This is a genomic window from Hydrogenophaga sp. ANAO-22, from assembly GCF_042466645.1.
GTDB lineage: Bacteria > Pseudomonadota > Gammaproteobacteria > Burkholderiales > Burkholderiaceae_C > Hydrogenophaga.
In genome coordinates, this window is record NZ_CP159956.1 from 2,362,033 (window position 1) to 2,386,895 (window position 24,863).

General features: G+C 65.9%; 20 protein-coding genes, 4 tRNA genes and 1 pseudogene. 3 read left to right on the forward strand and 22 right to left on the reverse strand.

Annotated elements, in window-relative coordinates; translation table 11 throughout:
* Window positions 1–97: 97 nt before the first annotated feature.
* The 20 genes and pseudogenes from rpoC to trpE all read right to left on the reverse strand — a co-directional run bounded on the left by rpoC (window position 98) and on the right by trpE (window position 20,644).
* On the reverse strand, window positions 98–4,318 hold the full coding sequence (gene rpoC, locus ABSY19_RS11260; RefSeq protein WP_382162665.1) for a DNA-directed RNA polymerase subunit beta': 4,221 nt from the start codon (window positions 4,316–4,318) through the stop codon (window positions 98–100).
* 26 nt (window positions 4,319–4,344) lie between these two features.
* Window positions 4,345–8,469, reverse strand: coding sequence for a DNA-directed RNA polymerase subunit beta (rpoB, locus tag ABSY19_RS11265; RefSeq protein WP_291121844.1), 4,125 nt, complete (start codon window positions 8,467–8,469; stop codon window positions 4,345–4,347).
* Between the two features lie 308 nt (window positions 8,470–8,777).
* Window positions 8,778–9,158 (reverse strand): 50S ribosomal protein L7/L12, encoded by a 381-nt coding sequence (gene rplL / locus ABSY19_RS11270; RefSeq protein WP_291121845.1) that lies wholly within the window; start codon window positions 9,156–9,158, stop codon window positions 8,778–8,780.
* 43 nt (window positions 9,159–9,201) lie between these two features.
* Window positions 9,202–9,729 (reverse strand): 50S ribosomal protein L10, encoded by a 528-nt coding sequence (rplJ, locus tag ABSY19_RS11275; protein WP_291121846.1) that lies wholly within the window; start codon window positions 9,727–9,729, stop codon window positions 9,202–9,204.
* A gap of 232 nt (window positions 9,730–9,961) precedes the next feature.
* Entirely contained in the window at window positions 9,962–10,657 is a 696-nt protein-coding gene (gene rplA / locus ABSY19_RS11280) for a 50S ribosomal protein L1 (RefSeq protein ID WP_291121847.1), read from the reverse strand.
* Complete coding sequence (gene rplK, locus ABSY19_RS11285; protein WP_137922451.1) at window positions 10,658–11,089, reverse strand: 50S ribosomal protein L11; 432 nt, start codon at window positions 11,087–11,089, stop codon at window positions 10,658–10,660.
* Between the two features lie 116 nt (window positions 11,090–11,205).
* Window positions 11,206–11,772 (reverse strand): transcription termination/antitermination protein NusG, encoded by a 567-nt coding sequence (nusG, locus tag ABSY19_RS11290; protein WP_291121848.1) that lies wholly within the window; start codon window positions 11,770–11,772, stop codon window positions 11,206–11,208.
* On the reverse strand, window positions 11,769–12,152 hold the full coding sequence (secE, locus tag ABSY19_RS11295; protein WP_291121849.1) for a preprotein translocase subunit SecE: 384 nt from the start codon (window positions 12,150–12,152) through the stop codon (window positions 11,769–11,771). The genes nusG and secE overlap by 4 nt, the downstream gene beginning before the upstream one ends.
* A 158-nt stretch (window positions 12,153–12,310) precedes the next feature.
* A tRNA-Trp gene (locus ABSY19_RS11300) sits at window positions 12,311–12,386 on the reverse strand.
* 29 nt (window positions 12,387–12,415) lie between these two features.
* Window positions 12,416–13,606 carry an elongation factor Tu gene (gene tuf / locus ABSY19_RS11305; RefSeq protein ID WP_382162668.1) on the reverse strand — a complete coding sequence of 397 codons (1,191 nt, stop codon included), beginning with the start codon at window positions 13,604–13,606 and terminating at the stop codon, window positions 12,416–12,418.
* A 55-nt stretch (window positions 13,607–13,661) separates the two neighbouring features.
* Window positions 13,662–13,736: transfer RNA gene (locus ABSY19_RS11310), tRNA-Thr, on the reverse strand.
* Window positions 13,737–13,811: 75 nt separating this feature from the next.
* Window positions 13,812–13,885 (reverse strand) — tRNA-Gly (locus tag ABSY19_RS11315).
* A gap of 75 nt (window positions 13,886–13,960) precedes the next feature.
* Window positions 13,961–14,046: transfer RNA gene (locus ABSY19_RS11320), tRNA-Tyr, on the reverse strand.
* 67 nt (window positions 14,047–14,113) lie between these two features.
* Window positions 14,114–14,845: a uracil-DNA glycosylase gene (locus ABSY19_RS11325; protein WP_382162671.1), complete on the reverse strand. Its 732-nt coding sequence runs from the start codon at window positions 14,843–14,845 to the stop codon at window positions 14,114–14,116.
* Window positions 14,846–14,852: 7 nt separating this feature from the next.
* The gene (gene trpC, locus ABSY19_RS11330; protein ID WP_382162674.1) at window positions 14,853–15,653 is read right to left on the reverse strand and encodes an indole-3-glycerol phosphate synthase TrpC; all 801 of its coding nucleotides are present in this window, start codon (window positions 15,651–15,653) and stop codon (window positions 14,853–14,855) included.
* 14 nt (window positions 15,654–15,667) lie between these two features.
* Window positions 15,668–16,717 (reverse strand): anthranilate phosphoribosyltransferase, encoded by a 1,050-nt coding sequence (gene trpD, locus ABSY19_RS11335; protein ID WP_382162676.1) that lies wholly within the window; start codon window positions 16,715–16,717, stop codon window positions 15,668–15,670.
* 20 nt (window positions 16,718–16,737) lie between these two features.
* Window positions 16,738–17,376: a LysE family translocator gene (locus ABSY19_RS11340; protein WP_382162678.1), complete on the reverse strand. Its 639-nt coding sequence runs from the start codon at window positions 17,374–17,376 to the stop codon at window positions 16,738–16,740.
* Window positions 17,377–17,389: 13 nt separating this feature from the next.
* Window positions 17,390–18,546: pseudogene (locus ABSY19_RS11345) on the reverse strand (GntG family PLP-dependent aldolase).
* Window positions 18,543–19,133 carry an anthranilate synthase component II gene (locus tag ABSY19_RS11350; RefSeq protein WP_382162681.1) on the reverse strand — a complete coding sequence of 197 codons (591 nt, stop codon included), beginning with the start codon at window positions 19,131–19,133 and terminating at the stop codon, window positions 18,543–18,545. Before ABSY19_RS11350 ends, ABSY19_RS11345 begins: the two are co-directional and overlap by 4 nt.
* The gene (trpE, locus tag ABSY19_RS11355) at window positions 19,130–20,644 is read right to left on the reverse strand and encodes an anthranilate synthase component I (RefSeq protein WP_382162684.1); all 1,515 of its coding nucleotides are present in this window, start codon (window positions 20,642–20,644) and stop codon (window positions 19,130–19,132) included. Before trpE ends, ABSY19_RS11350 begins: the two co-directional genes overlap by 4 nt.
* 417 nt (window positions 20,645–21,061) lie before the next feature.
* Here trpE and ABSY19_RS11360 point away from each other — a divergent pair, with 417 nt between their 5' ends.
* On the forward strand, window positions 21,062–21,655 hold the full coding sequence (locus tag ABSY19_RS11360) for a chalcone isomerase family protein (protein ID WP_382162686.1): 594 nt from the start codon (window positions 21,062–21,064) through the stop codon (window positions 21,653–21,655).
* A 91-nt stretch (window positions 21,656–21,746) separates the two neighbouring features.
* The gene (locus ABSY19_RS11365; RefSeq protein ID WP_382162689.1) at window positions 21,747–22,871 is read left to right on the forward strand and encodes an ABC transporter substrate-binding protein; all 1,125 of its coding nucleotides are present in this window, start codon (window positions 21,747–21,749) and stop codon (window positions 22,869–22,871) included.
* Between the two features lie 6 nt (window positions 22,872–22,877).
* Here ABSY19_RS11365 and gph read toward each other — a convergent pair whose 3' ends face one another.
* Both gph and rpe read right to left on the reverse strand, forming a co-directional pair.
* Window positions 22,878–23,513 carry a phosphoglycolate phosphatase gene (gene gph, locus ABSY19_RS11370; protein ID WP_382163772.1) on the reverse strand — a complete coding sequence of 212 codons (636 nt, stop codon included), beginning with the start codon at window positions 23,511–23,513 and terminating at the stop codon, window positions 22,878–22,880.
* Between the two features lie 122 nt (window positions 23,514–23,635).
* Complete coding sequence (rpe, locus tag ABSY19_RS11375; protein ID WP_382162692.1) at window positions 23,636–24,325, reverse strand: ribulose-phosphate 3-epimerase; 690 nt, start codon at window positions 24,323–24,325, stop codon at window positions 23,636–23,638.
* A gap of 103 nt (window positions 24,326–24,428) precedes the next feature.
* On the opposite strand from rpe, the gene apaG reads away from it, so the two are divergent.
* Window positions 24,429–24,824 (forward strand): Co2+/Mg2+ efflux protein ApaG, encoded by a 396-nt coding sequence (apaG, locus tag ABSY19_RS11380; RefSeq protein ID WP_382163774.1) that lies wholly within the window; start codon window positions 24,429–24,431, stop codon window positions 24,822–24,824.
* Window positions 24,825–24,863: the final 39 nt, after the last annotated feature.

The window sequence follows — 24,863 nt, forward strand, 5'->3', positions numbered from 1 at the left end:
GTGCCCCTGTCCAGAAACACCGCGGAACCGGCTTTGCCGGGCCGCAGGTGTTGCCCCCTTGAGGGGGCGGCGCATAGCGCCGCAGGGGTGGGCTTGCTTACTCGGCGTCGTGGGTGCTCGATGCGTCGGCCTGATCGGCCTGGTCGGCAGCCAGCGAGATCGCGTCGGCTTCGGCGATGGCACGGCGTTCTTCGTCGTCCATCTTCTCCTTGACCTTGCGCGCCTCGTGGTAGGCCATGCCGGTCCCGGCCGGGATCAGACGACCCACGATCACGTTTTCCTTCAGACCACGCAGCTCGTCGCGCTTGCCCATGATGGCCGCTTCGGTCAGCACCCGGGTGGTTTCCTGGAAGGAAGCCGCCGAGATGAACGAGTCGGTGGACAGCGAGGCCTTCGTGATGCCCAGCAGGATGTTGCTGTAGGTCGCGGGGATCTTGCCTTCGGCGCGCAGGGCGTCGTTGGTGTTGAGGATCTCCGAACGCTCCACCTGTTCACCCGCGATGTAGCTCGAATCGCCCACGCCCTCGACCACGACACGGCGCAGCATCTGGCGAACGATCACCTCGATGTGCTTGTCGTTGATCTTCACGCCCTGCAGGCGGTAGACGTCCTGCACTTCGTCGACGATGTAGCGGGCCAGCTCTTCCATGCCCAGCAGGCGCAGGATGTCTTGCGGATCGGCCGGGCCGTCCACCACGCTCTCGCCCTTGTTGACCACCTGGCCTTCGTGCACCAGGATGTTCTTTTCCTTGGGGATGAGGTCGTCCCACACCTTGCCTTCGGGGTCGGTGATCTGCAGGCGAACCTTGCCCTTGGTCTCCTTGCCGAACGACACGGTGCCGGTCATCTCGGCCAGCATGCCCTTGTCCTTCGGGCTGCGGGCTTCGAACAGCTCGGCCACCCGCGGCAGACCGCCGGTGATGTCTCGCGTCTTCTGGCCTTCGACCGGGATGCGCGCCAGCACTTCGCCGGGGCCCACGTCCTGGCCATCGCGCACCTGGATCAGCGAGCCGATCTGGAAGCCAATGGTCACCGAGTGGTCGGTGCCGGGGATCTTCACCTCGTTGCCCGAGCCGTCGATCAGCTTGACCTGCGGACGAACCACCTTGGCCACGCCCCGGCGCTTCGGATCGATCACCACCAGGGTGGACAGGCCGGTGACATCGTCCACCTGCTTGGCCACGGTGAGGCCTTCCTCGACGTTCTCGAACTTCACCTGACCGGCGAATTCCGTGATGATCGGGCGCGTCAGCGGATCCCAGTTGGCCAGGATCGCACCGGCCTTGATGGTCTGGTCGGCCTTGACCGACAGGATCGCACCGTAAGGCACCTTGTGGCGCTCGCGCTCACGGCCGTGTTCGTCGTGGATGACGATCTCGCCCGAACGCGCGATCACGACCAGCTCACCCTTGGTGTTGGTCACGTAGCGCATGGTGGCGTTGAAGCCGATCACGCCGCTGGACTTGGCTTCCACGCTGGAGGCCACCGCCGCGCGCGACGCCGCACCACCGATGTGGAAGGTGCGCATGGTCAGCTGCGTGCCGGGTTCACCGATCGACTGCGCGGCGATCACGCCGACCGCTTCGCCGATGTTGACCAGGCCACCGCGGCCCAGGTCGCGGCCGTAGCACTTGGCGCAGATGCCGAAGCGGGTTTCGCAGGTCAGTGCGGTGCGCACCTTCACTTCGTCCACCGCGGCGGCTTCGAGCACGTCGAGCAGGTCTTCGTCGAGCATCTCGCCGGCGGGCACCAGCATCTGGCGCGTTTCCGGGTGGATCACTTCCTCCGCCGTGGTGCGGCCCAGGATGCGGTCGCGCAGCGACTCGATCACTTCACCGCCTTCGACGATGGCGCGCATCAGCGTGCCATTGGACGTGCCGCAGTCCTGCTGGTTGACCACCAGATCCTGCGTCACATCCACCAGACGGCGGGTGAGGTAGCCGGAGTTGGCCGTCTTCAGCGCCGTGTCGGCCAGACCCTTTCGGGCGCCGTGGGTGGAGATGAAGTACTGCAACACGTTGAGGCCTTCACGGAAGTTCGCCGTGATGGGGGTCTCAATGATCGAGCCGTCAGGCTTGGCCATCAGGCCGCGCATGCCGGCCAGCTGGCGGATCTGCGCCGCGGAACCGCGGGCGCCCGAGTCGGCCATCATGTAGATGGAGTTGAACGACTCCTGGTCCACTTCCTTGCCGCTGCGGTCGGTGGTCTTCTGCTTGGCCAGCTGGGCCATCATGACCTTGGAGATCTCGTCACCGGCCTTGCCCCAGATGTCCACCACCTTGTTGTAGCGCTCGCCCGCGGTCACCAGACCGGAGGCGTACTGCTGGGCGATTTCCTTCACCTCGTTTTCGGCGCGGTCGATGATGGCCGGCTTTTCCTTGGGCACCAGCATGTCGTCCACGGCGATCGAGATGCCGGCGCGCGTGGCCAGACGGAAACCGTTCTGGAGCAGCTTGTCGGCGAACACGACGGTTTCCTTCAGACCGCACTTGCGGAACGAGGTGTTGATCAGGCGCGAGATTTCCTTCTTTTTCAGCGCCTTGTTCAGCACCTCGAAGGGCAGGCCACGCGGCAGGATCTCGGACAGCAGCGCACGACCAACCGTGGTGTCCACCAGCGAGGTGGAGGCCACGAACTCGCCGCTGGCCTTGTCCAGCGTGTGCTGGGTCAGGCGCACGGCAATCTTTGAGGTGATCTCGACCACACCGTTGTCCAGCGCGCGCTGCAGCTCGGCCAGGTCGGCGAAGTACATGCCTTCGCCCTTGGCGTTGATGCGCTCGCGGGTGGCGTAGTACAGACCCAGCACCACGTCTTGCGACGGCACGATGGAGGGTTCGCCGTTGGCCGGGAACAGGATGTTGTTCGAGGCCAGCATCAGCGTGCGGGCTTCGAGCTGGGCTTCCACGGACAGCGGCACGTGAACGGCCATCTGGTCACCGTCGAAGTCGGCGTTGAAGGCCGCGCAGACCAGCGGGTGCAGCTGGATCGCCTTGCCTTCGATCAGGATCGGCTCGAACGCCTGGATGCCCAGGCGGTGCAGCGTCGGTGCGCGGTTGAGCATCACCGGGTGTTCCTTGATCACCTCTTCCAGGATGTCCCACACCACCGGCGTGCCGGCTTCCACTTCCTTCTTCGCGGCCTTGATGGTGGTCGCGATGCCCATGGCTTCCAGGCGCGAGAAGATGAAAGGCTTGAACAGCTCGAGCGCCATCAGCTTGGGCAGGCCGCACTGGTGCAGCTTGAGCGTGGGGCCGACCACGATGACCGAACGGCCCGAGTAGTCGACGCGCTTGCCCAGCAAGTTCTGGCGGAAGCGGCCGCTCTTGCCCTTGATCATGTCGGCCAGCGACTTCAGCGCGCGCTTGTTGGCGCCCGTCATGGCCTTGCCACGGCGGCCGTTGTCCAGCAGCGAGTCCACGGCTTCCTGCAGCATGCGCTTCTCGTTGCGCGCGATGATCTCGGGCGCCTTGAGTTCGAGCAGGCGGCGCAGGCGGCTGTTGCGGTTGATGACGCGGCGGTACAGGTCGTTCAGGTCGGAGGTCGCGAAGCGACCGCCGTCCAGCGGCACCAGCGGACGCAGGTCCGGCGGCAACACGGGCAGCACGTCGAGCACCATCCACTCGGGCTTGATGCCGGACTTCTTGAAGGCTTCCAGCACCTTCAGGCGCTTGGCGTTCTTCTTGATCTTGAGTTCGGAGCCGGTCAGGTCATTGCGCAGCTTCTCGATCTCGATGTCGAGGTCGATCGCCTGCAGCAGTTCCTTGATGCCCTCGGCGCCCATCTTGGCGATGAATTCGTCGCCGAATTCCTTGCGCTTGGCGTCGTAGTCGTCCTCGCTCATGATCGCGAACTTCTTCAGCGGGGTCATGCCTGGATCGACGATCACATACGCTTCGAAGTACAGCACGCGTTCGATGTCGCGCAGCGTCATGTCCAGGATCAGGCCCAGGCGCGACGGCAGCGACTTCAGGAACCAGATGTGGGCGCAGGGCGCGGCCAGGTCGATGTGACCCATGCGCTCGCGACGCACCTTGGTCTGCGTGACTTCAACGCCGCACTTCTCGCAGATGACACCGCGGTGCTTGAGGCGCTTGTACTTGCCGCACAGGCATTCGTAGTCCTTGATGGGACCGAAGATCTTGGCGCAGAACAGGCCGTCGCGCTCGGGCTTGAACGTGCGGTAGTTGATGGTCTCGGGCTTCTTGACTTCACCGAAGGACCACGAGCGGATTTTTTCCGGCGAGGCCAGGCCGATGCGGATCGCATCGAAGTGCTCGTCGGGCGTGAACTGCTTGAACAGGTCGAGCAAAGATTTCATGGGTTGCTTTCCTTAAGTTCGGTGAATCAGGAACGTTCCAGCTCGATGTCGATACCGAGCGAGCGGATTTCCTTGACCAGCACGTTGAACGACTCGGGCATGCCCGCGTCGATCGTGTGCTCGCCCTTGACGATGGATTCGTACACCTTGGTGCGGCCTTGCACGTCGTCGGACTTGACGGTGAGCATTTCCTGCAGGATGTACGAAGCGCCGTAGGCTTCCAGCGCCCACACTTCCATTTCGCCGAAGCGCTGGCCGCCGAACTGCGCCTTGCCGCCCAGCGGCTGCTGGGTCACGAGCGAGTACGGGCCGGTGGAACGGGCGTGCATCTTGTCGTCGACCAAGTGGTGCAGCTTCAGGAAGTGCATGTAGCCCACGGTGGTCTTGCGCTCGAAGGCGTCACCCGTGCGGCCGTCGTACAGCTGCGCCTGGGTGCGGGTCTCGGTCAGGCCCTTGAGTTGAGCGATGTCGTCCGGGTAGGCCAGCTTGAGCATCGCGCGGATCTCGTCTTCCGAGGCACCGTCGAACACCGGGGTGGCGAACGGCACGCCGGTCTGCAGGTTCTCGGCCATCTCGATCACCTCGGCATCGCTCAGCGCGGCCAGGGTTTCCTTCTTGCCAGCCGAGTTGTAGACGGTCTCGAGGAACTTGCGCAGCTCGGCCACCTTGGCCTCGGCTTGCAGCATGTCGCCGATGCGCTGGCCCAGGCCCTTGGCGGCCCAGCCCAGGTGGACTTCGAGCACCTGACCCACGTTCATGCGCGAAGGCACGCCCAGCGGGTTGAGCACGATGTCGGCGGGGGTGCCGTCGGCCATGTGCGGCATGTCTTCCACGGGCACGATCTTGGAGACCACGCCCTTGTTGCCGTGGCGGCCGGCCATCTTGTCACCCGGCTGCAGGCGGCGCTTGACGGCCAGGTAGACCTTGACCATCTTGAGCACGCCAGCCGGCAGCTCGTCGCCCTGCGTGAGCTTCTTGCGCTTCTCTTCGAACGCGAGGTCGAAGCTGTGGCGCGTCTGCTCCATCGAGTTCTTGATGGACTCGAGCTGGGCGGCCACGGTCTCGTCGGCCGGGCGGATGTCGAACCAGTGGTACTTCTCGACGTCGTCCAGGTAGGCCTTGTCGATGGTCGTGCCCTTGGACAGCTTCTTCGGGCCACCGTTGGCGATCTTGCCGGTCAGCAGCTTCTCGATGCGGTCGAAGGCGTCGGCTTCCACGATGCGCAGCTGGTCGTTGAGGTCCAGGCGGAAGCGCTTGAGCTCGTCGTCGATGATCTGCTGGGCGCGCTTGTCGCGCGTGATGCCTTCGCGGGTGAACACCTGCACGTCGATCACGGTGCCTTGCGAGCCCTGGTCCACGCGCAGCGAGGTGTCCTTCACGTCGGAAGCCTTCTCGCCGAAGATCGCGCGCAGCAGCTTCTCTTCCGGCGTCAGCGTGGTCTCGCCCTTGGGCGTGACCTTGCCGACCAGCACGTCGCCAGGCAGCACTTCGGCGCCCACGTAGATGATGCCGGAGTCGTCCAGGCGGTTGAGCTGCTGCTCGGCCAGGTTGGGGATGTCGCGGGTGATTTCTTCCGCGCCCAGCTTGGTGTCGCGCGCCATGACCACCAGTTCCTCGATGTGGATCGAGGTGTAGCGGTCGTCGGCGACCACGCGTTCGGAGATCAGGATCGAGTCTTCGAAGTTGTAGCCGTTCCAGGGCATGAAGGCGATCAGCATGTTCTGCCCGATCGAGATCTCACCCAGGTCGGTCGACGCGCCGTCGGCGATCACGTCACCCGAGGCCAGCTTGTCGCCCTTCTTGACGATGGGACGCTGGTGGATGTTGGTGTTCTGGTTGGAACGCTGGTACTTGATGAGGTTGTAGATGTCCACACCCACTTCACCGGCCACGGCTTCGGCGTCGTTCACGCGGATCACGATGCGGGTCGCGTCCACGTAGTCGACCACGCCGCCGCGCTTGGCGGTGACGACGGTGCCGGAGTCGATCGCGGCCACGCGCTCGATGCCGGTGCCCACCAGGGGCTTCTCGGGACGCAGCACGGGCACGGCCTGGCGCGACATGTTGGCGCCCATCAGCGCGCGGTTCGCATCGTCGTGCTCGAGGAACGGCACCAGCGAGGCGGCCACGGAGACGATCTGCGCGGGCGACACGTCCATGTACTGGATGGTGTCGGCCGGCGTCAGGATCGATTCACCCTTTTCACGCGCGGAGATCAGGTCACCGGTCAGGCGGCCTTCGGCGTCGAGCGCAGCGTTGGCCTGGGCGATGACGTACTTGCCTTCTTCGATGGCCGACAGGTAGTCGATCTGGTTCGTCACCTTGCCATCGATCACGCGGCGGTACGGCGTTTCGATGAAGCCGTATTCGTTCAGGCGCGCGTACAGGGCCAGCGAGTTGATCAGACCGATGTTCGGGCCTTCCGGCGTTTCGATCGGGCAGACGCGGCCGTAGTGGGTCACGTGCACGTCGCGCACTTCGAAGCCGGCGCGTTCGCGGGTCAGACCGCCCGGGCCCAGGGCCGAGACGCGGCGCTTGTGCGTGATCTCGGCGAGCGGGTTGGTCTGGTCCATGAACTGCGACAGCTGCGATGCACCGAAGAACTCCTTGAGCGCCGCGGAAATCGGCTTGGAGTTGATCAGGTCGTGCGGCATCAGCGGCTCTTGCTCGGCCTGGCCGAGGCGTTCCTTCACGGCCTTCTCGATGCGGGCCAGGCCGGTCCGGTACTGGTTTTCGGCCAGCTCGCCGACGCAACGCACGCGGCGGTTGCCCAAGTGGTCGATGTCATCGACTTCGCCACGGCCGTTGCGCAGGTCCACCAGGATCTTGACCACGGCCAGGATGTCGTCGTTGGACAGCACCATGGGGCCGGTGGATTCGTCGCGGCCCACGCGGGCGTTGAACTTCATACGGCCCACGCGCGACAGGTCGTACGTGTCCGGGTTGTAGAACAGGCGGTGGAACAGGGCCTGCACGGCGTCTTCGGTCGGCGGCTCGCCGGGGCGCATCATGCGGTAGATGGCCACGCGCGCGGCGAACTCGTCGGCGGTTTCGTCGATGCGCAGGGTCTGCGAGATGTAGGCGCCCTGGTCGAGCTCGTTGGTGTACAGGCACTGCAGGTCCTGCACGCCGGCGGTGCGCAGCTTCTTCAGCAGCGCTTCGGTCAGCTCTTCGTTGGCCTTGGCGATGATCTCGCCGGTGTCGGTGTCCACGATGTTGCGCGCCACGACGCGGCCGATCATGAAGTCTTCCGGCACGCTGATGTGCGTGGTGCCCGACTGCTCGAGTTCGCGGGTGTGGCGCACGGTGATGCGCTTGTCCTTGGCGACCACGACCTTGCCGCTCTTGTCGGTGATGTCGAAACGCGCCACTTCACCGCGCAGGCGCTCGGGCACGAAGGCCATCTGCGCGCCGCTGTCCATCAGGCGGAAGTGGTCGTTGACGAAGAAGTTGGCCAGGATGGCTTCCGGCGTCAGGCCGATGGCCTTGAGCAGGATGGTGACCGGCATCTTGCGGCGGCGGTCGACGCGGAAGAACAGCACGTCCTTCGGGTCGAATTCGAAGTCGAGCCAGGAGCCGCGGTACGGAATGATGCGAGCGGAGAACAGCAGCTTGCCCGAGCTGTGCGTCTTGCCCTTGTCGTGTTCGAAGAACACACCCGGCGAACGGTGCAACTGAGACACGATCACGCGCTCGGTGCCGTTGATGATGAAGGAGCCCTTCTCGGTCATCAGGGGCACTTCGCCCATGTAGACCTCTTGTTCCTTCACTTCCTTGATCACCTTGGATTGCGCGGTCGAGGACTCGCGGTCATAGATGATCAGCTGGACGCGAGCGCGCACGGCGGACGCGAAGGTCAGGCCGCGGGTCTGGCATTCGCGCACGTCGAACGCGGGCTTGGCCAGGTTGTACTCGACGAACTTCATCTCCACGAAACCGTTGTGGGAGACGATGGGGAAAGCCGCTTCGAACGCGGCCTGCAGGCCTTCGTTGGTGCGTTTCTTCGGTGCGCTGTCGGCTTGCAGGAACGCGGTGTACGCGTCCTTCTGCATTTGCAGGAGGTAAGGAATCGCGAGGACGTTTTCGCGGGTACCAAAGCTCTTGCGGATGCGCTTGCGTTCGGTGTATGAGTATTTCGATGCTGAGGCCATGAGATCTCCGGGCTTGAGGTCTGCGGCGACTGTCTTGCCTACCAGGGACGGATTCCTGGTGGCTTTCTTGGTGGCTGGCCTCTACCAACCATTGGCGGACGGCCTGTGCATTGCACACAGGCCCGAACCAAGTCGTTTTCTGCAGTCGGGGTCAGAAAACACTGCTAAGAAGACTCGAAAAATCTGCTTAGCGGTGTTTCAACAAAACACTCAAAAGCCGTTTCGTGAGGCGGGCTTTTGGGTGTGCTCTGAAAGCACCAAAGGCTGGAGGCCCTTATCGAGCACTCCAGCCCCTGAAACCGGGCGAATTACTTCAGCTCGGCCTTGGCGCCGGCTTCCACCAGCTTCTTGACAGCGGCTTCGGCGTCGGCCTTGGCGATCGCTTCCTTGACGTTCTTCGGTGCGCCGTCGACCAGGTCCTTGGCTTCCTTGAGGCCCAGGCCGGTGATTTCGCGCACGGCCTTGATGACGGAGACCTTGTTCGCGCCGGCTTCGACCAGCACGACGTTGAATTCGGTCTTCTCTTCAGCGGCTGCGGCAGCACCACCGCCAGCGCCGCCGGCAGCAGGAGCGGCCATGGCGGCAGCGCTCACACCAAACTTCTCTTCGATGGCTTTCACCAGTTCGTTGAGTTCCATGACCGTCATGCTGTCCAGCGCGGTCAAGAATGCGTCTTTATCGAATGCCATTTTGATTTCCTAACAATTGGTTTGAATGAAAGTGCCGCGCCACTCAGGCAGCAGCCGCTTCTTCGGCTGCCGGTGCGGCAGCGCCTTCGCCTTTTTTGGCCGCCAGCGCGCCCAGCACCACGGCCGTGCGCGAAATGGGCGACATCAGCAAGCCACACAGCTGCGCCAACAGGACTTCCTTCGAAGGAATGCTGGCAAGCGTCTTCACGCCGTTGACGTCCAGGGCCTTGCCTCCGTACACACCGCCGCGGATCACCAGCTTGTCGTTGGTTTTCGCGAAATCGGCCACCACCTTCGCGGCGGCCACAGCGTCTTCAGAGAAGCCATAGATCAGCGGGCCGGTCATCTGGTCAGCGGCCACTTCAAACGGGCTGCCAGCCACCGCACGGCGGGCCAGGGTGTTCTTCAACACACTCAGGCTCACACCATTGCTGCGGGCTGTCACGCGCAGTTTGTCCATGTTCGCGACCGTGATGCCACGGTATTCCGCCATCACGAGCGTTTGAGCTTTTGCGGCGAGGCTGGTCACTTCGGAAATGACCGCTTCTTTCTCACTGCGATTCAGACTCAAGGTCTACTCCTTAAATGTGCCCTCGGTCCTTCAAGACCTGGGGCACGCCTCATTGCAGCGATTCAACTGTTTCGGAACGAATTCCATCTGCAGCGGGATCGCCATCTGCGTTGGCTTGTCACAATTAAGCCGGCTTGCACCAGCACCAACGGTCTTGGATGGCCCCCGGATCGGCTTTCGCCAGCCCGGGGCCCACCACATCCAGGCCCCGAAGGGCCCGAATTTCTTGCGATTACGCCGAGATGGACTGGGTGTCCACGCGGACGCCCACACCCATCGTCGACGACACCGCCACCTTGCGCAGGTAGACACCCTTGCTGGTGGCGGGCTTGGCCTTGGTCAGCGCGTCGAGCAGCGCCACCAGGTTGCCCTGGAGCTTGTCGGCGTCGAACGAGCGGCGGCCGATCGTGCCGTGCACGATGCCGGCCTTGTCGACGCGGAACTGCACCTGGCCCGCCTTGGCGTTGCGCACGGCTTGTGCCACATCGGGCGTCACGGTGCCGACCTTGGGGTTGGGCATCAGGCCGCGCGGGCCCAGCACCTGACCCAGGGTACCGACGATGCGCATGGCGTCCGGCGAGGCGATGACCACGTCGAAGTTCATGTTGCCGGCCTTGATGTCGGCAGCGAGGTCGTCCATGCCGACGATGTCGGCACCGGCGGCCTTGGCTTCTTCGGCCTTGGCGCCTTGGGCGAACACGGCCACGCGCTTGGTCTTGCCGGTGCCGTTGGGCATCACGACAGCGCCACGCACCACCTGGTCCGACTTCTTGGCATCCACGCCCAGCTGGATCGCCACGTCGATGGACTCATCGAACTTGGCGTTCGCGCATTCCTTGATGATCGCCAGGGCGTCGGTCAGGCTGTACAGCTTGTTGCTGTCGACCTTGCCTTCGAAGGCTTTCTGTTTTTTGGTCAGCTTGGCCATTTACACGCCCTCCACAATCACGCCCATCGAGCGAGCCGAACCGGCGATGGTGCGCACAGCAGCGTCCACATCGGCAGCGGTCATGTCCTTCATCTTGGTCTTGGCGATCTCTTCGAGCTGGGCCCGGGTGATCTTGCCGACCTTGTTCTTGTTGGGCACCGAGGAGCCCTTGTCCAGCTTGATGGCCTTCTTGATCAGGGTCGTCGCGGGCGGCGTCTTGATGATGAAGGTGAAGCTCTTGTCCGCGAAGGCCGTGATCACCACGGGCAGCGGCAGACCGGGCTCGACGCCCTGGGTCTGGGCGTTGAACGCCTTGCAGAACTCCATGATGTTCAGGCCGCGCTGACCCAGCGCCGGACCGATCGGGGGAGAGGGGTTGGCCTTACCAGCTGGCACTTGCAGCTTGATGAAGCCGACGATTTTTTTCGCCATTTTTTAGCTCCTGCGAGTGCAGACGGTTGCCATCAAGACAACCTCCTCGCGGTTGGGGACCCGGGAAAGAAACAATGGCACAGGCGTCGGGCCGACCCGCCTGTGCCACGAAAGATTCAGGTCTTTTCGACCTGGCTGAATTCCAGCTCCACCGGCGTGGCACGACCGAAGATGGTCACCGACACGCGCATCTTGTTCTTCTCGTAGTTGACTTCTTCGACGGTGCCGTTGAAGTCGGTGAACGGACCTTCCTTGACGCGCACGTACTCGCCGACCACGAACTCGACCTTGTGGCGCGGCTTGTCGGTGCCTTCCTGCATCTGGTTGACGATCTTCTGAACGTCTTCCTCGGAGATCGGCGCCGGGCGGTTCTTCGCGCCACCCACGAAACCGGTCACCTTGTTGGTGTGCTTCACCAGGTGCCAGGTGTCGTCGTCCATCACCATTTCCACCAGCACGTAGCCGGGGAAGAACTTGCGCTCGGTGGTGCGCTTCTGGCCGTTCTTCATCTCCACCACTTCTTCGGTGGGGACCAGGATGCGGCCAAACTTGTCTTGCATGCCGGCGCGGTTGATGCGCTCGACGATGTTGCGCTCGGCCGCCTTTTCCATGCCGGAGTAGGCATGGACCACGTACCAGCGCATGCCTTCAGCGGCCACGGGACTGTGTTGCTCGGTCATCATTTCCTCCAGCCCAGGATCAGGTCGTAAAACAGCCATTCGACGGTCTTGTCGGTCAGCCACAGGAACAGGGCCATCACGAACACGAACGCGAACACATAGGCCGTCATCTGGATGGCCTCCTTGCGCGCCGGCCAGACCACCTTCTTGACCTCACGCCAGGCGTCACGGCCGAAGGCGATCAGCTGCTTGCCCGACTCGGACACCGCGAACACCACCACGGCCGCGCCCAGCAGCACGATCAGCGCACCCCATTGCGCCAGCGCACCGCGCGAGGACAGCAGGTAGAACGCCACGAACGAGCCCAGCAACAGCGCGATCGCCGCCGCCAGCTTGGCCTTGTCGGCGCCGGTGTGGACGGTTTGAACTTCGGAAGTGGCCATGAGGATCCAGACAATTCGTATCAAAAGGCGCGTCCAAAACCCGAAAGCTTGAGACACGCAAGCCCACCAGAGGTCTTCACGACTTCGGTGGGCTTGTTAACCACTCAACAGGGTGGATTCAGGTTCCTGGCTTCAGGTTCCGGCGACATCCTGTCGGGTGGCAGGGGCAGTAGGAATCGAACCTACAACCTTCGGTTTTGGAGACCGACGCTCTGCCAATTGAGCTATACCCCTACTGGCTTCTGCCCCACAAAGGGCTTTTCTTACGCGATGATTTTTGCGACGACGCCGGCGCCGACGGTGCGGCCGCCTTCGCGGATGGCAAAGCGCAGGCCTTCTTCCATGGCGATCGGGGCGATCAGCTTGACCGTGATCGACACGTTGTCACCCGGCATCACCATTTCCTTGCCTTCGGGCAGCTCGATCGAGCCGGTCACGTCGGTCGTGCGGAAGTAGAACTGCGGACGGTAGTTGTTGAAGAACGGCGTGTGACGGCCACCTTCGTCCTTGGACAGCACGTACACCTCACCCGTGAAGTGCGTGTGCGGCTTGATCGAGCCGGGCTTGCACAGCACCTGGCCGCGCTGCACGTCTTCGCGCTTGGTGCCGCGCAGCAGGATACCCACGTTGTCGCCCGCCTGGCCCTGGTCCAGCAGCTTGCGGAACATCTCCACGCCCGTGCAGGTCGTCTTCTGCGTGGCGGAGATGCCCACGATCTCGATTTCTTCGCCGACCTTGATGATGCCGCGCTCGATACGGCCCGTCACCACGGTGCCGCGGCCCGAGATGGAGAACACGTCTTCCACCGGCATCAGGAAGGCACCGTCCACCGCGCGCTCGGGCGTGGGGATGTAGGTGTCCAGCGCGTCAGCCAGCTTCATGATGGCTTCTTCGCCCAGCTTGCCCTTGTCGCCTTCCAGGGCGAGCTTGGCCGAGCCGTGGATGATGGGGGTGGCGTCGCCCGGGAAGTCGTACTTGTCCAGCAGCTCGCGCACTTCCATCTCGACCAGCTCGAGCAGCTCGGCGTCGTCGACCATGTCGCACTTGTTCAGGAACACGATGATGTAAGGCACGCCCACCTGGCGCGCCAGCAGGATGTGCTCGCGGGTCTGGGGCATCGGACCGTCAGCGGCCGAGCACACCAGAATGGCGCCGTCCATCTGGGCGGCACCGGTGATCATGTTCTTGACGTAGTCGGCGTGGCCGGGGCAGTCCACGTGGGCGTAGTGGCGGTTGGCCGTTTCGTATTCCACGTGTGCGGTGTTGATCGTGATGCCGCGCGCCTTCTCTTCCGGTGCCGCATCGATCTGGTCATAGGCCTTGGCCGCGCCGCCGAACTTGGCCGCCAGCACCGTCGTGATCGCCGCCGTCAGCGTCGTCTTGCCATGGTCCACGTGACCAATCGTGCCCACGTTCACGTGCGGCTTGGTCCGCTCAAATTTCTCTTTTGCCATTTTTCAGCTCCAAAATCAAAATTGCCGAAACACCAGAACAATGCAGGAATATCACTGGTGCCCATGGCGGGAATCGGACCCGCGACCTCTCCCTTACCAAGGGAGTGCTCTACCACTGAGCCACATGGGCAAAGGCACCCGGCGGACCGGACACCCCTGAAAACTCAAACGCCTGTCAAAAACACATCCAACCACCGACGGGACATGGAGCGGGAGACGGGAATCGAACCCGCGTCATCAGCTTGGAAGGCTGGGGTTCTACCATTGAACTACTCCCGCCTGACCTAACCGGCACCACACGGCACCGACCCTCTGGGCGAAACATCCCATTTGCTAACACGTCACATCGATCGCTGGTGGAGGAGGCTGGATTCGAACCAGCGTACGCGTAAGCGGGCAGATTTACAGTCTGCTGCCTTTAACCACTCGGCCACCCCTCCATAGCGCAGCCCGCGATTATGCCATGGATTTGTGGCACTTGGCGCCCGCTCCCCGCTGCCCATTCCGTCACCAGGCGATCGGCGCCCGGCCCTGCCCGGCCAGCCAGGCGTTGGCCTGCCCGAAATGGCCGCAGCCGACGAACGGTACGGGGCCGCGCCGGGCCGACAGCGGCGACGGGTGGTTGGCGCTGAGCACGAGATGGCGCCGGGCGTCGATCAAAGGCGTCTTTTTCTGGGCATGGGCGCCCCAGAGCAGAAACACCTTGGGGTCGCCGGTGTGGCCGCAGTGCTGGATGACGGCGTCGGTCAAGGCTTCCCAGCCCCGGCCGGCATGGCTGGCGGGCTGGCCGTCCTCCACCGTCAGGCCGGTGTTGAGCAGCAGGACACCCTGCCGGGCCCAGCGCACCAGCGAGCCGTCGGCTGGCACAGGCGTACCCAGATCGCGCTGCAGCTCCTGGAACATGTTGCGCAGGCTGGGCGGAGTCTTGACGCCGGGCGCCACGGAAAAGGCCAACCCTTCAGCCTGTCCGGGGCCGTGGTACGGGTCCTGGCCCAGGATGACCACGCGAACCGCCTCGGGGGCACTGAGTTCAAGGGCCCGCAGCGGCCTGGGCGGGTAGACCACCGCCCCCTGCGCCAGCCGCTCGGCCAGGAAGTCCTGCAACCCGCCCCCCGGGGACGAGGCCCAGAAATGGTCCACCAGACCGGCCCAACCCGGCTGCACCGGCCAGTCGGCCGGCTGGGCCGACAGCAGATGGGGGGCCACCGCGGGCCCGCCCCAGTCGAAACCGGCTTGCATCGCCACCTCAGTTGAACAGCTCGGCCAGCGCCAGCCCGGGCTCGGGCGCGCGCATGAAAGCCTCGCCCACCAGGAAGGCGTTGACGCCCGCCGCGCGCATGGTCTGCACGTCGGCGCGGCCCAGGATGCCCGATTCGGTGATCAGCAGGCGGTCGGCCGGCACATCGGGCAGCATGTCCAGCGTGGTCCGCAGCGTCACCTCGAAGGTGCGCAGGTTGCGGTTGTTGATGCCGACCAGGCAGGTCTTGAGCCGCAGCGCGCGCTCCAGTTCGGCGCGGTCGTGCACCTCGACCAGCACGGCCATGTTCAGGCCCAGGGCCACGGCCTCGAGCTCGGCCATGCGGGCGTCGTCCAGGCAGGCGGCGATCAGCAGGATGGCGTCGGCGCCCATGGCGCGGGCCTCATAGACCTGGTAGGGGTCGACCATGAAGTCCTTGCGCAGCACGGGCAGGTCGCAGCTGGCGCGGGCCTGCTTGAGGAAATCGGGGCTGCCCTGGAAGAACTGGCGGTCGGTCAGCACCGACAGGCAGGCCGCGCTCACCTGGCCATCGCCTTCGGCGTAGCTTTGCGCGATGTCGGCGGGAATGAAGTCTTCGCGCAACACGCCCTTGCTCGGGCTGGCCTTCTTGACCTCGGCGATCACGGCCGCCTGGCCGGCGGCGATCTTGGCGCGCAGCGCGCCCTCGAAATCGCGCGTGAGCACGCGGCTCTCGGCATCGAAACGCACCGCGTCCAGCGGCTTCTTGCGCTGGGCGGCGGCGATTTCCTCGTGCTTGACGGCCACGATTTTCTGCAGGATGTCGCTCATGACGGTGTTCCAGATCAGGCCACGAAGGCCTTGAGTTGTTCGAGTTTGGCCAGCGCCGCGCCGGCGGCGAGCGTGCGCCGCGCCAGCGCGATGCCCTCGCCCATGTCGGCGACCACGTTGGCCGCGTACAGCGCCACGCCGGCGTTGAGCGCCACGATCTCGCTGGCGGCCTTGAAGGCCGGGTCGTCGCGGCCTTCGAGCACCCCCATCAGCATCTGGCGCGAGGCCTCGGGCGTTTCCACCCGCAGCGCGCGGCTGCTGGCCATGGTCATGCCGAAGTCCTCGGGGTGGATTTCGTATTCGGTGATCTCGCCATTCTTGAGTTCGCCGACCAGCGTGGCGGCGCCGAGCGAGACCTCGTCCATGCCGTCGCGCCCGTACACCACCACGGCGTGTTCGGCGCCCAGGCGCTGCAGCGCGCGCACCTGGATGCCCACCAGATCGGGGTGGAACACGCCCATGAGGATGTTGGGGGCCGAGGCCGGGTTGGTCAGCGGCCCCAGGATGTTGAAGATGGTCTTGATGCCGAGCTCGCGCCGCACCGGGGCCACGTTCTTCATGGCGGGGTGGTGGTTGGGCGCGAACATGAAGCCCACGCCGACCTGTTCGATGCAGCGCGCGATGGCCTCGGGCGGCAGGTTGATGTTGACGCCCAGGCTCTCCAGCACGTCGGCGCTGCCACTCTTGCTCGAGACGCTGCGCCCACCGTGTTTGCTCACGCGCGCGCCGGCCGCGGCGGCCACGAACATGGAACAGGTGGAGATGTTGAAGGTGTGCGAGCCGTCGCCGCCGGTGCCCACGATGTCGACCAGGTGGGTCTTGTCGGCCACGTGCACCTTGGTGGAGAACTCGCGCATCACCTGCGCGGCGGCGGTGATCTCACCGATGGTTTCCTTCTTCACGCGCAGGCCGGTGATGAAGGCGGCCATCATGACCGGCGACATCTCGCCGCTCATGATCAGGCGCATGAGGTGCAGCATCTCGTCGTGGAAGATCTCGCGGTGTTCGATGGTGCGCTGCAGCGCTTCCTGCGGGGTGATCTTGTGTGCGGAGGTGGGTGACATGAAGGTCTCCAAGGGTCTCTTTACGGGGCGGGATGGTCGGTCAAGGCCAGTTTCAGGCCGAAGCCGATGAAGAGCACGCCGGCGGCGCGGTCGAGCCAGTGCATGGCGCGGCGCACCAATTGCACGCGGTTCGCGGCCCAGGCCGCGAGCCAGGCGTAGCCCAGGGTCACGGGCAGGGCATTGAAGCTGAACAGCACGCCCAGGGCCAGGAAGGCCAGGGTCTTGTGGCTGGCGTCGGGCGCGATGAACTGCGGCAGGAAGGCCAGGAAGAACAGCGCCACCTTGGGGTTGAGCACGTTGGTGAGGAAGCCGCGGCGGAACACGCGGCCCAGGTCGGGCTCGGCGGGGGCGGCGTCGGGCGCCCAGCCCGGGGTGGACGCGCGCAGCAGGCGCACGCCCATCCACAGCAGGTAGGCCGCGCCGACGAATTTGACGACCGTGAACGCCGTGGCCGAGGCCGCCAGCAGGGCCCCCAGGCCCACGGTGGCGATCGCCACGTGCACGAAGCAGCCCGCGAAGATGCCGAGCGCGGCCACCATGCCGGCGCGCACGCCGCCGCGCAGCGAGTTGCTCACGATGTAGAGCACGTCCGGGCCGGGCGTGAGGTTGAGCAGCCAGCCGGCCACGATGAAGAGCAGGAGTTGCGGCCAATCGGGCATGGGGCGCTCCGGCTCAGTAGACGGCGGTGCCGGCGGCGCGCGCGGCGGGCGCGGTGCCGCCCTGCGCGAAGAAGGCCCGGGTGCTGGCGATCGCGCGGTCGATGCCGGCCGTGTCCACGTCGAGGTGTGTCACGAAACGCAGCCCGATCAGGCCGGTGGCGAGCACGCCATCCTTCGCGAGGTGGGCCAGCAGGTCGGGCCCACGCCCGCCGGCCACATCGACGAACACGATGTTGGTCTGCGCGGAGCGCACGCTCAAGCCCTCGATGCCGGCCAGGCCCTGGGCCAGGCGCAGCGCGAGCGCATGGTCGTCGGCCAGGCGGCGCACGTGGTGGTCCAGCGCGTGGTGCGCCGCGGCCGCGAGCAGGCCCGACTGGCGCAGCCCGCCGCCGAGCATCTTGCGCCAGCGCAGCGCGCGGCGGATCAGGTCTTCCGAGCCGCACAGGGCCGAACCCACGGGTGCGCCCAAGCCCTTGCTGAAGCAGACCGACACGCTGTCGAAGCGGTCGACGATGCCGCGCACCGCCTGGTAAGGGTCGCCCCCACGCTCCCGCACTGCGTGTGGGTCGCTGCCCCCGAGGGGGCTGCCTCGGCTTGGGGCGGTCCTGCGCCGAGGCGAGGGTCACCACCGGCCGCCACCGCCGCGTTGAACACGCGCGCGCCGTCCAGGTGCACCGCCAGCCCGTGCTCGCGCGCCAACGCCGTGGCGCCGTCGAGGTAGTCGGCCGGCATGGGGTGGCCGTTCCAGGTGTTCTCCAGGCACAGCAGGCGCGTGCGGGCGAAGTGGGGGTCGTCGGGCTTGATGGCGGCGGCGATGTCGGCCAGCTGCATCTGCCCGCTGGCGTTCTGCGCCAGCGGCTGCGGCTGGATGCTGCCCAGCACCGCCGCGCCACCACCTTCGTAGCGGTAGGTGTGGGCGTTCTGGCCCACCAGGTACTCGTCGCCGCGCTCGCAGTGCGCCAGCATCGCGCACAGGTTGCTCTGCGTGCCGCTGGGCATGAAGAGCGCGGCCTGCTTGCCGGTGATGGCGGCGATGCGCTCCTGCAACGCCTGCACCGAGGGATCGTCGCCGAACACGTCGTCGCCCAGGGGCGCGGCCATCATGGCCTCGCGCATGGCGGCGGTGGGTTGGGTGACGGTGTCGCTGCGCAAGTCGACGGGGGTGTTCATGCCTGCTCCAGGAAGTTCTTGAGCATGGCGTGGCCGTGCTCGGTGAGAATGCTCTCGGGGTGGAACTGCACGCCTTCGATGGCCAGTGTCTTGTGCTTCACGCCCATGATCTCGCCATCCGGCGTCCAGGCCGTGACCTCGAGGCAATCGGGGCAGCTCGCGCGCTCGATGGCCAGCGAGTGGTAGCGGTTCACGGTGAACTGCTCGGGCAGGTTCGCGAACACGCCCTGGCGCGTGGTGGTGATCGGCGAGGTCTTGCCGTGCATCAGCTCCTGCGCGCGAACGATCTTGCCGCCGAAGGCCGCGCCGATGCTCTGGTGCCCCAGGCACACACCGAGGATGGGCAGCTTGCCCGCGAAGTGCTGGATCGCCGCGACCGAAATGCCGGCCTCGGCGGGCGAACACGGCCCTGGCGAAATCACCAGGCGATCCAGTTGCCCGGCGGCCAGGCGCGCATCGATCTCCTCCAGCGTGATCTCGTCGTTGCGGAACACGCTGACCTCGGCACCGAGTTCGCCGAAGTACTGCACGATGTTGTAGGTGAACGAGTCGTAGTTGTCGACCATGAGCAAGCGGATCGGCTTCATTCCAGGCCCTCCTCGACCAGTTCGGCGGCGCGCAGCAGCGCGCGCGCCTTGTGTTCGGTTTCCCTCCACTCCATCTCGGGCACCGAGTCGGCCACCACGCCGGCCGCGGCCTGCACGTAGAGCGTCTGGTCCTTGATGATGCCGGTGCGGATCGCGATGGCCACGTCCATGTCGCCGGCGTAACTCAGGTAGCCACAGGCGCCGCCGTAGATGCCGCGCTTGGTCGGCTCGAGCTGGTCGATCAGTTCCATGGCATGCACCTTGGGCGCGCCGGTGAGCGTGCCGGCCGGGAAGGTGGCCTTGAGCACGTCCATGCTGCCCACGGGCTGGCCGTCCGGCCCCTCCACCAGGATGCCCTCGACGTTGCTCACGATGTGCATCACGTGGCTGTAGCGCTCCACCGCGAAGGCCTCGGTCACCTTCACGCTGCCGGTCTTGGCGATGCGGCCGATGTCGTTGCGCGCCAGGTCGATCAGCATCACGTGCTCGGCGCGTTCCTTGGGGTCGTTGACCAGCTCGGTCTCGGTGGCCTTGTCCTGCTCCGGCGTGGCGCCGCGCGGGCGCGTGCCGGCCAACGGGCGGATGGTGATCTTCTGGCCCTCGGGCGTGTGTTCCTGGCGCACCAGGATTTCCGGCGAAGCCCCCACCACGTGGAAATCCCCGAAGTGGTAGTAATACATATAGGGAGACGGGTTGAGCGAGCGCAGCGCGCGGTACAGGCTCAGCGGCGACTCGGTGTAGCGCTTCTTGATGCGCTGGCCCACCTGCACCTGCATGAAGTCACCGGCGGCGATGAGCTCCTTGGCGCGCTCGACCGCCGCGAGGTAGTCGGCCTTGGCAAAGTCGCGCTCGGCCGGGTAGCTCTGGCTGGGCTTGACCACCGGCGCGCTCACCGAGTACTTCAGCGCCTCGCGCAGCTCGCGCAGCCGCTTCTTGGCGTTGGCGTAGGCCTCGGGCTGGGCCGGATCGGCGTACACGATGAGGTAGAGCTTGCCCGAGAGGTTGTCGATCACCGCCAGTTCTTCGCACTGCAGCAGCAGGATGTCGGGGCAGCCCAGGGTGTCGGGCGGGCAGCTGTTCTCCAGCTTCTTCTCGATGTGGCGCACCGCGTCGTAGCCGAAGTAGCCGGCCAGGCCACCGCAGAAGCGCGGCAGACCCGGGCGCAGAGCGACCTTGAAGCGCTTCTGGTAAGCGGCGATGAAGTCCAGCGGGTTGCCGTGCGCGGTCTCGATGACAGCGCCGTCGCGCACCACCTCGGTCTTGGCCTCGGCGCCGAAGCCGCTGGCGCGCAGCAGGGTGCGCGCGGGCAGGCCGATGAAGCTGTAGCGCCCGAAGCGCTCACCGCCCACCACCGATTCGAGCAGGAAACTGTGTCTGCCGTCGCCACGCCCGTGCGCGAGTTTGAGGTAGAGCGAGAGCGGGGTTTCGAGGTCGGCGAAGGCCTCGGCCATCAGCGGGATGCGGTTGTAGCCCTGCTGGGCCAGGCTCTTGAATTCGAGTTCCGTGATCATGTTCGTTCTTTCCATCGGCCACACGCCGGGTCATCGTCGACGCATCGGGTGGGGCTGGGGTCCATGCCATCCGGGGAAACATCCGCCGGGTTCGGGGTGGGGTGACAGTGGCGGCGTGGAACGCGCGCGGACTGTGCAAACCCCGGGGGAAGGTGCACGTTTACGCTGGCTTGCGCCAGGGCCAGGCTCCCCGGCCATTGCGGCTCGGCAGACCACCTGAAAAGGATGTGCGTGGGTTGAACATGGAAGGCGCAGTGTAGCAAAGCGCCATGACCGTGTCCCACATCACGCGCCCAAGCTTTGGTTCTACGGCCAAACCCTGATGTCCGGCGCAGGCTCGACAAGGACAATCCTGGCGAAACGAACGGGTGTTCGTTTTTTTACGCGCCATCGCCCTCGCCCATCCGGACACACCCCATGAAAACACCGTTGATGCCCACCCTCGCCCTGGTCTTTGCCCTGCTCGGCATGGGTGCGGCGCAGGCCGCCACCGTCGACCTCGCCGGCGTGAAGCTCGAAGACCGCGCCACCGTGGCCGGCAGCCCGCTGGTGCTCAATGGCGCCGGCATCCGCTACAAGGCGGTGTTCAAGGTCTACACCGCCGGCCTGTACCTCGGGGAGAAGGCGAGCACCCCCGAGGCCGTGCTCGCGACCAAGGGCCCCAAGCGCATCAGCATCACCATGCTGCGCGACATCGACTCGGCCGAGCTGGGCAAGCTGTTCTCGCGCGGCATGGAAGACAACATGGACCGCAGCGCCTTCTCCAAGCTCATCCCGGGCGTGCTGCGCATGAGCCAGGTGTTCAGCGACCACAAGAAGCTGCAGGCCGGCGACAACTTCCTGGTGGACTGGGTGCCCGGCACCGGCGCCGTGCTCACCATCAAGGGCAAGGTGGAGGGCGAGCCGTTCAAGGAGCCCGAGTTCTACGACGCCCTGCTGCGCATCTGGCTGGGCCCCAAACCGGCCGACCACCTGCTCAAGGACGCCCTGCTGGGCAAGCCGGCACGCTGATCCGTCCGCGCGACGCGCGGCCCCCATGCGCCGCCGAACGGGCGGTCCGGCCCGCCAGAATGCGGGTCATCCCCTCTACGCCGCATTCACCATGATCCGTCGCAACCTGATGGCCGCCCTGGCCGCCGCCCTCCTGCCCGTCACCGGCCTGCCCCAGGACAGCGGCGACATCGTGGTGGCGCAGATCGGCCCTTTCACCGTGCTGCCCGCGCCGGACCCGAAGGAGCTCAACGAAGGCATCACCGCCGCGCTGGACGAGATCAACGGCCGCGGCGGCGTCCAGGGCCGGCGCATCTCGCTCGTCAAGCTGGACGACACCTACACCTTCGACGGCTTCCGCCAGCAGCTGGGCACGGTGATGGCGCAAAAGCCGGTGGCGCTGCTGACGCCGCTGGGCTCCGCCACCCTCAAGGGCCTGCTCGACAGCAAACTGCTGGACACCACCGACATCGTGATCCTCAACGCGGTGCCGGGCGCCAGCGTGCTGCGCTCGCCGGGGCACCCCAAGCTGTTCCACATCCGCGCGGGCGACGAGCAGCAGATCCACAAGATCGTGACGCACGCGCGCACGCTGAGCATCCGCTCCATGGGGGTGCTGCACCAGAACATCCCGATCGGCTCTTCCGGCCTGGCCTCGGCGCGCAGCGCGGCGGCCGAGCTGGGCGGCATCGAGATCGTGGAAGCGCAGTCCGCCACCGACGCCGCGGCGCTCGCGCAGGCGGCCAAGACCCTGGCCGCCGCCAACCCGCAATCGGCCCTGGTGGTGGGCGCGCCCAAGTTCTCGGGCGAGGCCATTGCCGCGCTGCGGGCGGCAGGGGTCTCGCAGCAGATCTTCAGCCTGTCCTACCTGCCCGCACCGGCGCTGATGAAATTCGCGGGCAACGGCGCGCGCGGCGTGGGCCTGTCCCAGACCTTCCCCAACCCCATGGGCGCGACGCTCCCGCTGCAGCGCGATTTCCGCGCCGCGATGCGCAAGGTGCACCCCACGCTGACGGACTACACCACCTTCCACATGGAGGGCTACATCACCGCCCGGGTGTTCGCCGAAGCCGCCAAACGCAGCCGCGGCCTCAATCCCTCGGGCATCGCGCAGTCGCTGCGCGCCATGGGCGAGGTCGACCTCGGCGGTTTCCGCGTCAACTTCGCCAAGGGCAACCTGGGCAGCAACTGGGTGGACATCGGCGTGGTGTCCGGCGACGGCAAGCTGCTTTACTGATCGTCTTCAGGCCCCGGCCTGCAGCAAGCCGGGCAGGCCGTCGAGGCGGTCCACGAAGGCATCGGCGTCGACCCCGCGCACCGGCTCGCCGTGGTTGTAGCCATAGGTCACCAGCACCACCGGGCAGCCGGCCGCTCGCGCGGCCAGCGCATCGTTCTGCGAATCGCCCACCATCAGCGTTTGCGCCGGCACCGTGCCCAGGGCTTCACAGGTCTTGAGCAGCGGCAGCGGGTCGGGCTTGGTGCGCTCGAAGCTGTCGCCGCCGAACACGTGGGCGAAAAAGTCCGCCAGACCCTTGGCTTGCAGCAGCGGGCGCGCGAAGTTCAGCGGCTTGTTGGTCAGGCAGGCCAGCGGCAGGCCCCGCTCGCGCAACGCCGCGAGGCCCTCGACGACACCGGGGTAGACCGCGCTGTGCTGACCGTTGATGGCCAGGTAGTGCGCCTGGTAGCGCGTCCAGGCCTCGGGCTGCACGCGGGCGGCCTCGTCGGCACCAAGCCCGCCGTGCAGCAGCGCCGAGCGGATCAGGTGCGCCGAACCTTTGCCCACCATGCGCTCGATGTCGGCGCGGGCGACGACCGGGCGGCCCAGGTCCTTGAGGGTTTCATTCAGGGCGACGTCGAAGTCGCCCAGGGTGTCGACCATGGTGCCGTCAAGGTCGACGATCAAGGCCCCCACGCTCCACCGCTGCGCGGGTCGCTGCCCCCCGAGGGGGCTGGCCGGGCTTGGGAGCGGCCCGGCGCCCAGCCGGGCGTCGTCGATGCTTCTCATTGGAGCGCCGTGCGCATCTGGTCGATCACGGCCTTGTAGTCCGGCTTGCCGAAGATCGCGCTGCCGGCCACGAAGGTGTCGGCCCCTGCGTCGGCCACGCGGCGGATGTTGTCGGCCTTGATGCCGCCGTCCACCTCCAGGCGGATGTCCTTGCCGCTGGCCTCGATGCGCCGGCGCGCGTCCTCGATCTTGCGCAGCGCGGAGTCGATGAAGCTCTGGCCGCCGAAGCCCGGGTTCACGCTCATGATCAGGATCAGGTCGATGTCGTCGATCAGCCAGTCCAGCACGTCCAGCGGCGCGCCGGGGTTGAAGGTCAGGCCGGCCTTGGCGCCTTTGGCCTTGATGGCCTGCACGCTGCGGTGCACGTGGGTGCTCGCATCGGGATGGAAGCTCACGAGATCGGCGCCGGCGTCGATGAAGGCACCGGCCAGCGCGTCCACCGGCTGGATCATCAGATGCACGTCGATCGGCACGGGCGTGCCGTCGGGCTTCTTCGCGTGCGGCTTGAGCGCTTGGCAGATCATGGGCCCGAAGGTCAGGTTGGGCACGTAGTGGTTGTCCATCACGTCGAAGTGGATCCAGTCGGCGCCAGCGGCGATGACGTTCTTCACCTCGTCGCCCAGGCGGGCGAAATCGGCGGACAGGATGGAGGGGGCGATGCGGTGCTGGACGGGAAGCTGGGACATGGGCAACCTGGCTGGTGGGGAATGGGTGGGCGCGGGATCGGGCCAAAGACCCCATTCTCGCAGGGCCACCGCGTTGACGCAGGCGCGCGGTAACATGCCGCCCATGCCGAAATACCTGTTCACCTGCGAGGTCGAACCCCAGTTTCTGAGCGAGCAGTCCTCGCCCGACGAAGACGTGTACGCCTTCGCATACACCATCACCATCACCAACGCGGGTGAGGTGCCGGCGCAGCTGATCGCGCGCCACTGGATCATCGACGACGCCAACGGCCGCACCGAACAGGTCAAGGGCCTGGGCGTGGTCGGCCACCAGCCCCTGCTGCGGCCCGGCGAATCCTTCCAGTACACCAGCGGTACGCGCCTGGCCACGCCCACGGGCGCCATGCGCGGCAGTTTCTTCTGCGTGGCCGAAGACGGCGAGCGCTTCGAGGCCGAAGTCACCGAATTCGCGCTGCGCGCCCCGGGTTCGGGCGATGCACCGGCCCGGGTGCTGCACTGACACCCCGCGCCCCGACACGCGGCCCACACCCTGACGACC

Excerpts from the sequence above, each read along its gene's own strand:
- rpoC (WP_382162665.1), bottom strand. The coding sequence starts at position 4,318 with ATGAAATCTTTGCTCGACCTGTTCAAGCAGTTCACGCCCGACGAGCAC.
- rpoB (WP_291121844.1), bottom strand. The coding sequence starts at position 8,469 with ATGGCCTCAGCATCGAAATACTCATACACCGAACGCAAGCGCATCCGC.
- rplL (WP_291121845.1), bottom strand. The coding sequence starts at position 9,158 with ATGGCATTCGATAAAGACGCATTCTTGACCGCGCTGGACAGCATGACG.
- rplA (WP_291121847.1), bottom strand. The coding sequence starts at position 10,657 with ATGGCCAAGCTGACCAAAAAACAGAAAGCCTTCGAAGGCAAGGTCGAC.
- rplK (WP_137922451.1), bottom strand. The coding sequence starts at position 11,089 with ATGGCGAAAAAAATCGTCGGCTTCATCAAGCTGCAAGTGCCAGCTGGT.
- nusG (WP_291121848.1), bottom strand. The coding sequence starts at position 11,772 with ATGATGACCGAGCAACACAGTCCCGTGGCCGCTGAAGGCATGCGCTGG.
- secE (WP_291121849.1), bottom strand. The coding sequence starts at position 12,152 with ATGGCCACTTCCGAAGTTCAAACCGTCCACACCGGCGCCGACAAGGCC.
- tuf (WP_382162668.1), bottom strand. The coding sequence starts at position 13,606 with ATGGCAAAAGAGAAATTTGAGCGGACCAAGCCGCACGTGAACGTGGGC.
- ABSY19_RS11325 (WP_382162671.1), bottom strand. The coding sequence starts at position 14,845 with ATGCAAGCCGGTTTCGACTGGGGCGGGCCCGCGGTGGCCCCCCATCTG.
- trpC (WP_382162674.1), bottom strand. The coding sequence starts at position 15,653 with ATGAGCGACATCCTGCAGAAAATCGTGGCCGTCAAGCACGAGGAAATC.
- trpD (WP_382162676.1), bottom strand. The coding sequence starts at position 16,717 with ATGTCACCCACCTCCGCACACAAGATCACCCCGCAGGAAGCGCTGCAG.
- ABSY19_RS11340 (WP_382162678.1), bottom strand. The coding sequence starts at position 17,376 with ATGCCCGATTGGCCGCAACTCCTGCTCTTCATCGTGGCCGGCTGGCTG.
- ABSY19_RS11350 (WP_382162681.1), bottom strand. The coding sequence starts at position 19,133 with ATGAAGCCGATCCGCTTGCTCATGGTCGACAACTACGACTCGTTCACC.
- trpE (WP_382162684.1), bottom strand. The coding sequence starts at position 20,644 with ATGATCACGGAACTCGAATTCAAGAGCCTGGCCCAGCAGGGCTACAAC.
- ABSY19_RS11360 (WP_382162686.1), top strand. The coding sequence starts at position 21,062 with ATGAAAACACCGTTGATGCCCACCCTCGCCCTGGTCTTTGCCCTGCTC.
- ABSY19_RS11365 (WP_382162689.1), top strand. The coding sequence starts at position 21,747 with ATGATCCGTCGCAACCTGATGGCCGCCCTGGCCGCCGCCCTCCTGCCC.
- gph (WP_382163772.1), bottom strand. The coding sequence starts at position 23,513 with ATGGTCGACACCCTGGGCGACTTCGACGTCGCCCTGAATGAAACCCTC.
- rpe (WP_382162692.1), bottom strand. The coding sequence starts at position 24,325 with ATGTCCCAGCTTCCCGTCCAGCACCGCATCGCCCCCTCCATCCTGTCC.
- apaG (WP_382163774.1), top strand. The coding sequence starts at position 24,429 with ATGCCGAAATACCTGTTCACCTGCGAGGTCGAACCCCAGTTTCTGAGC.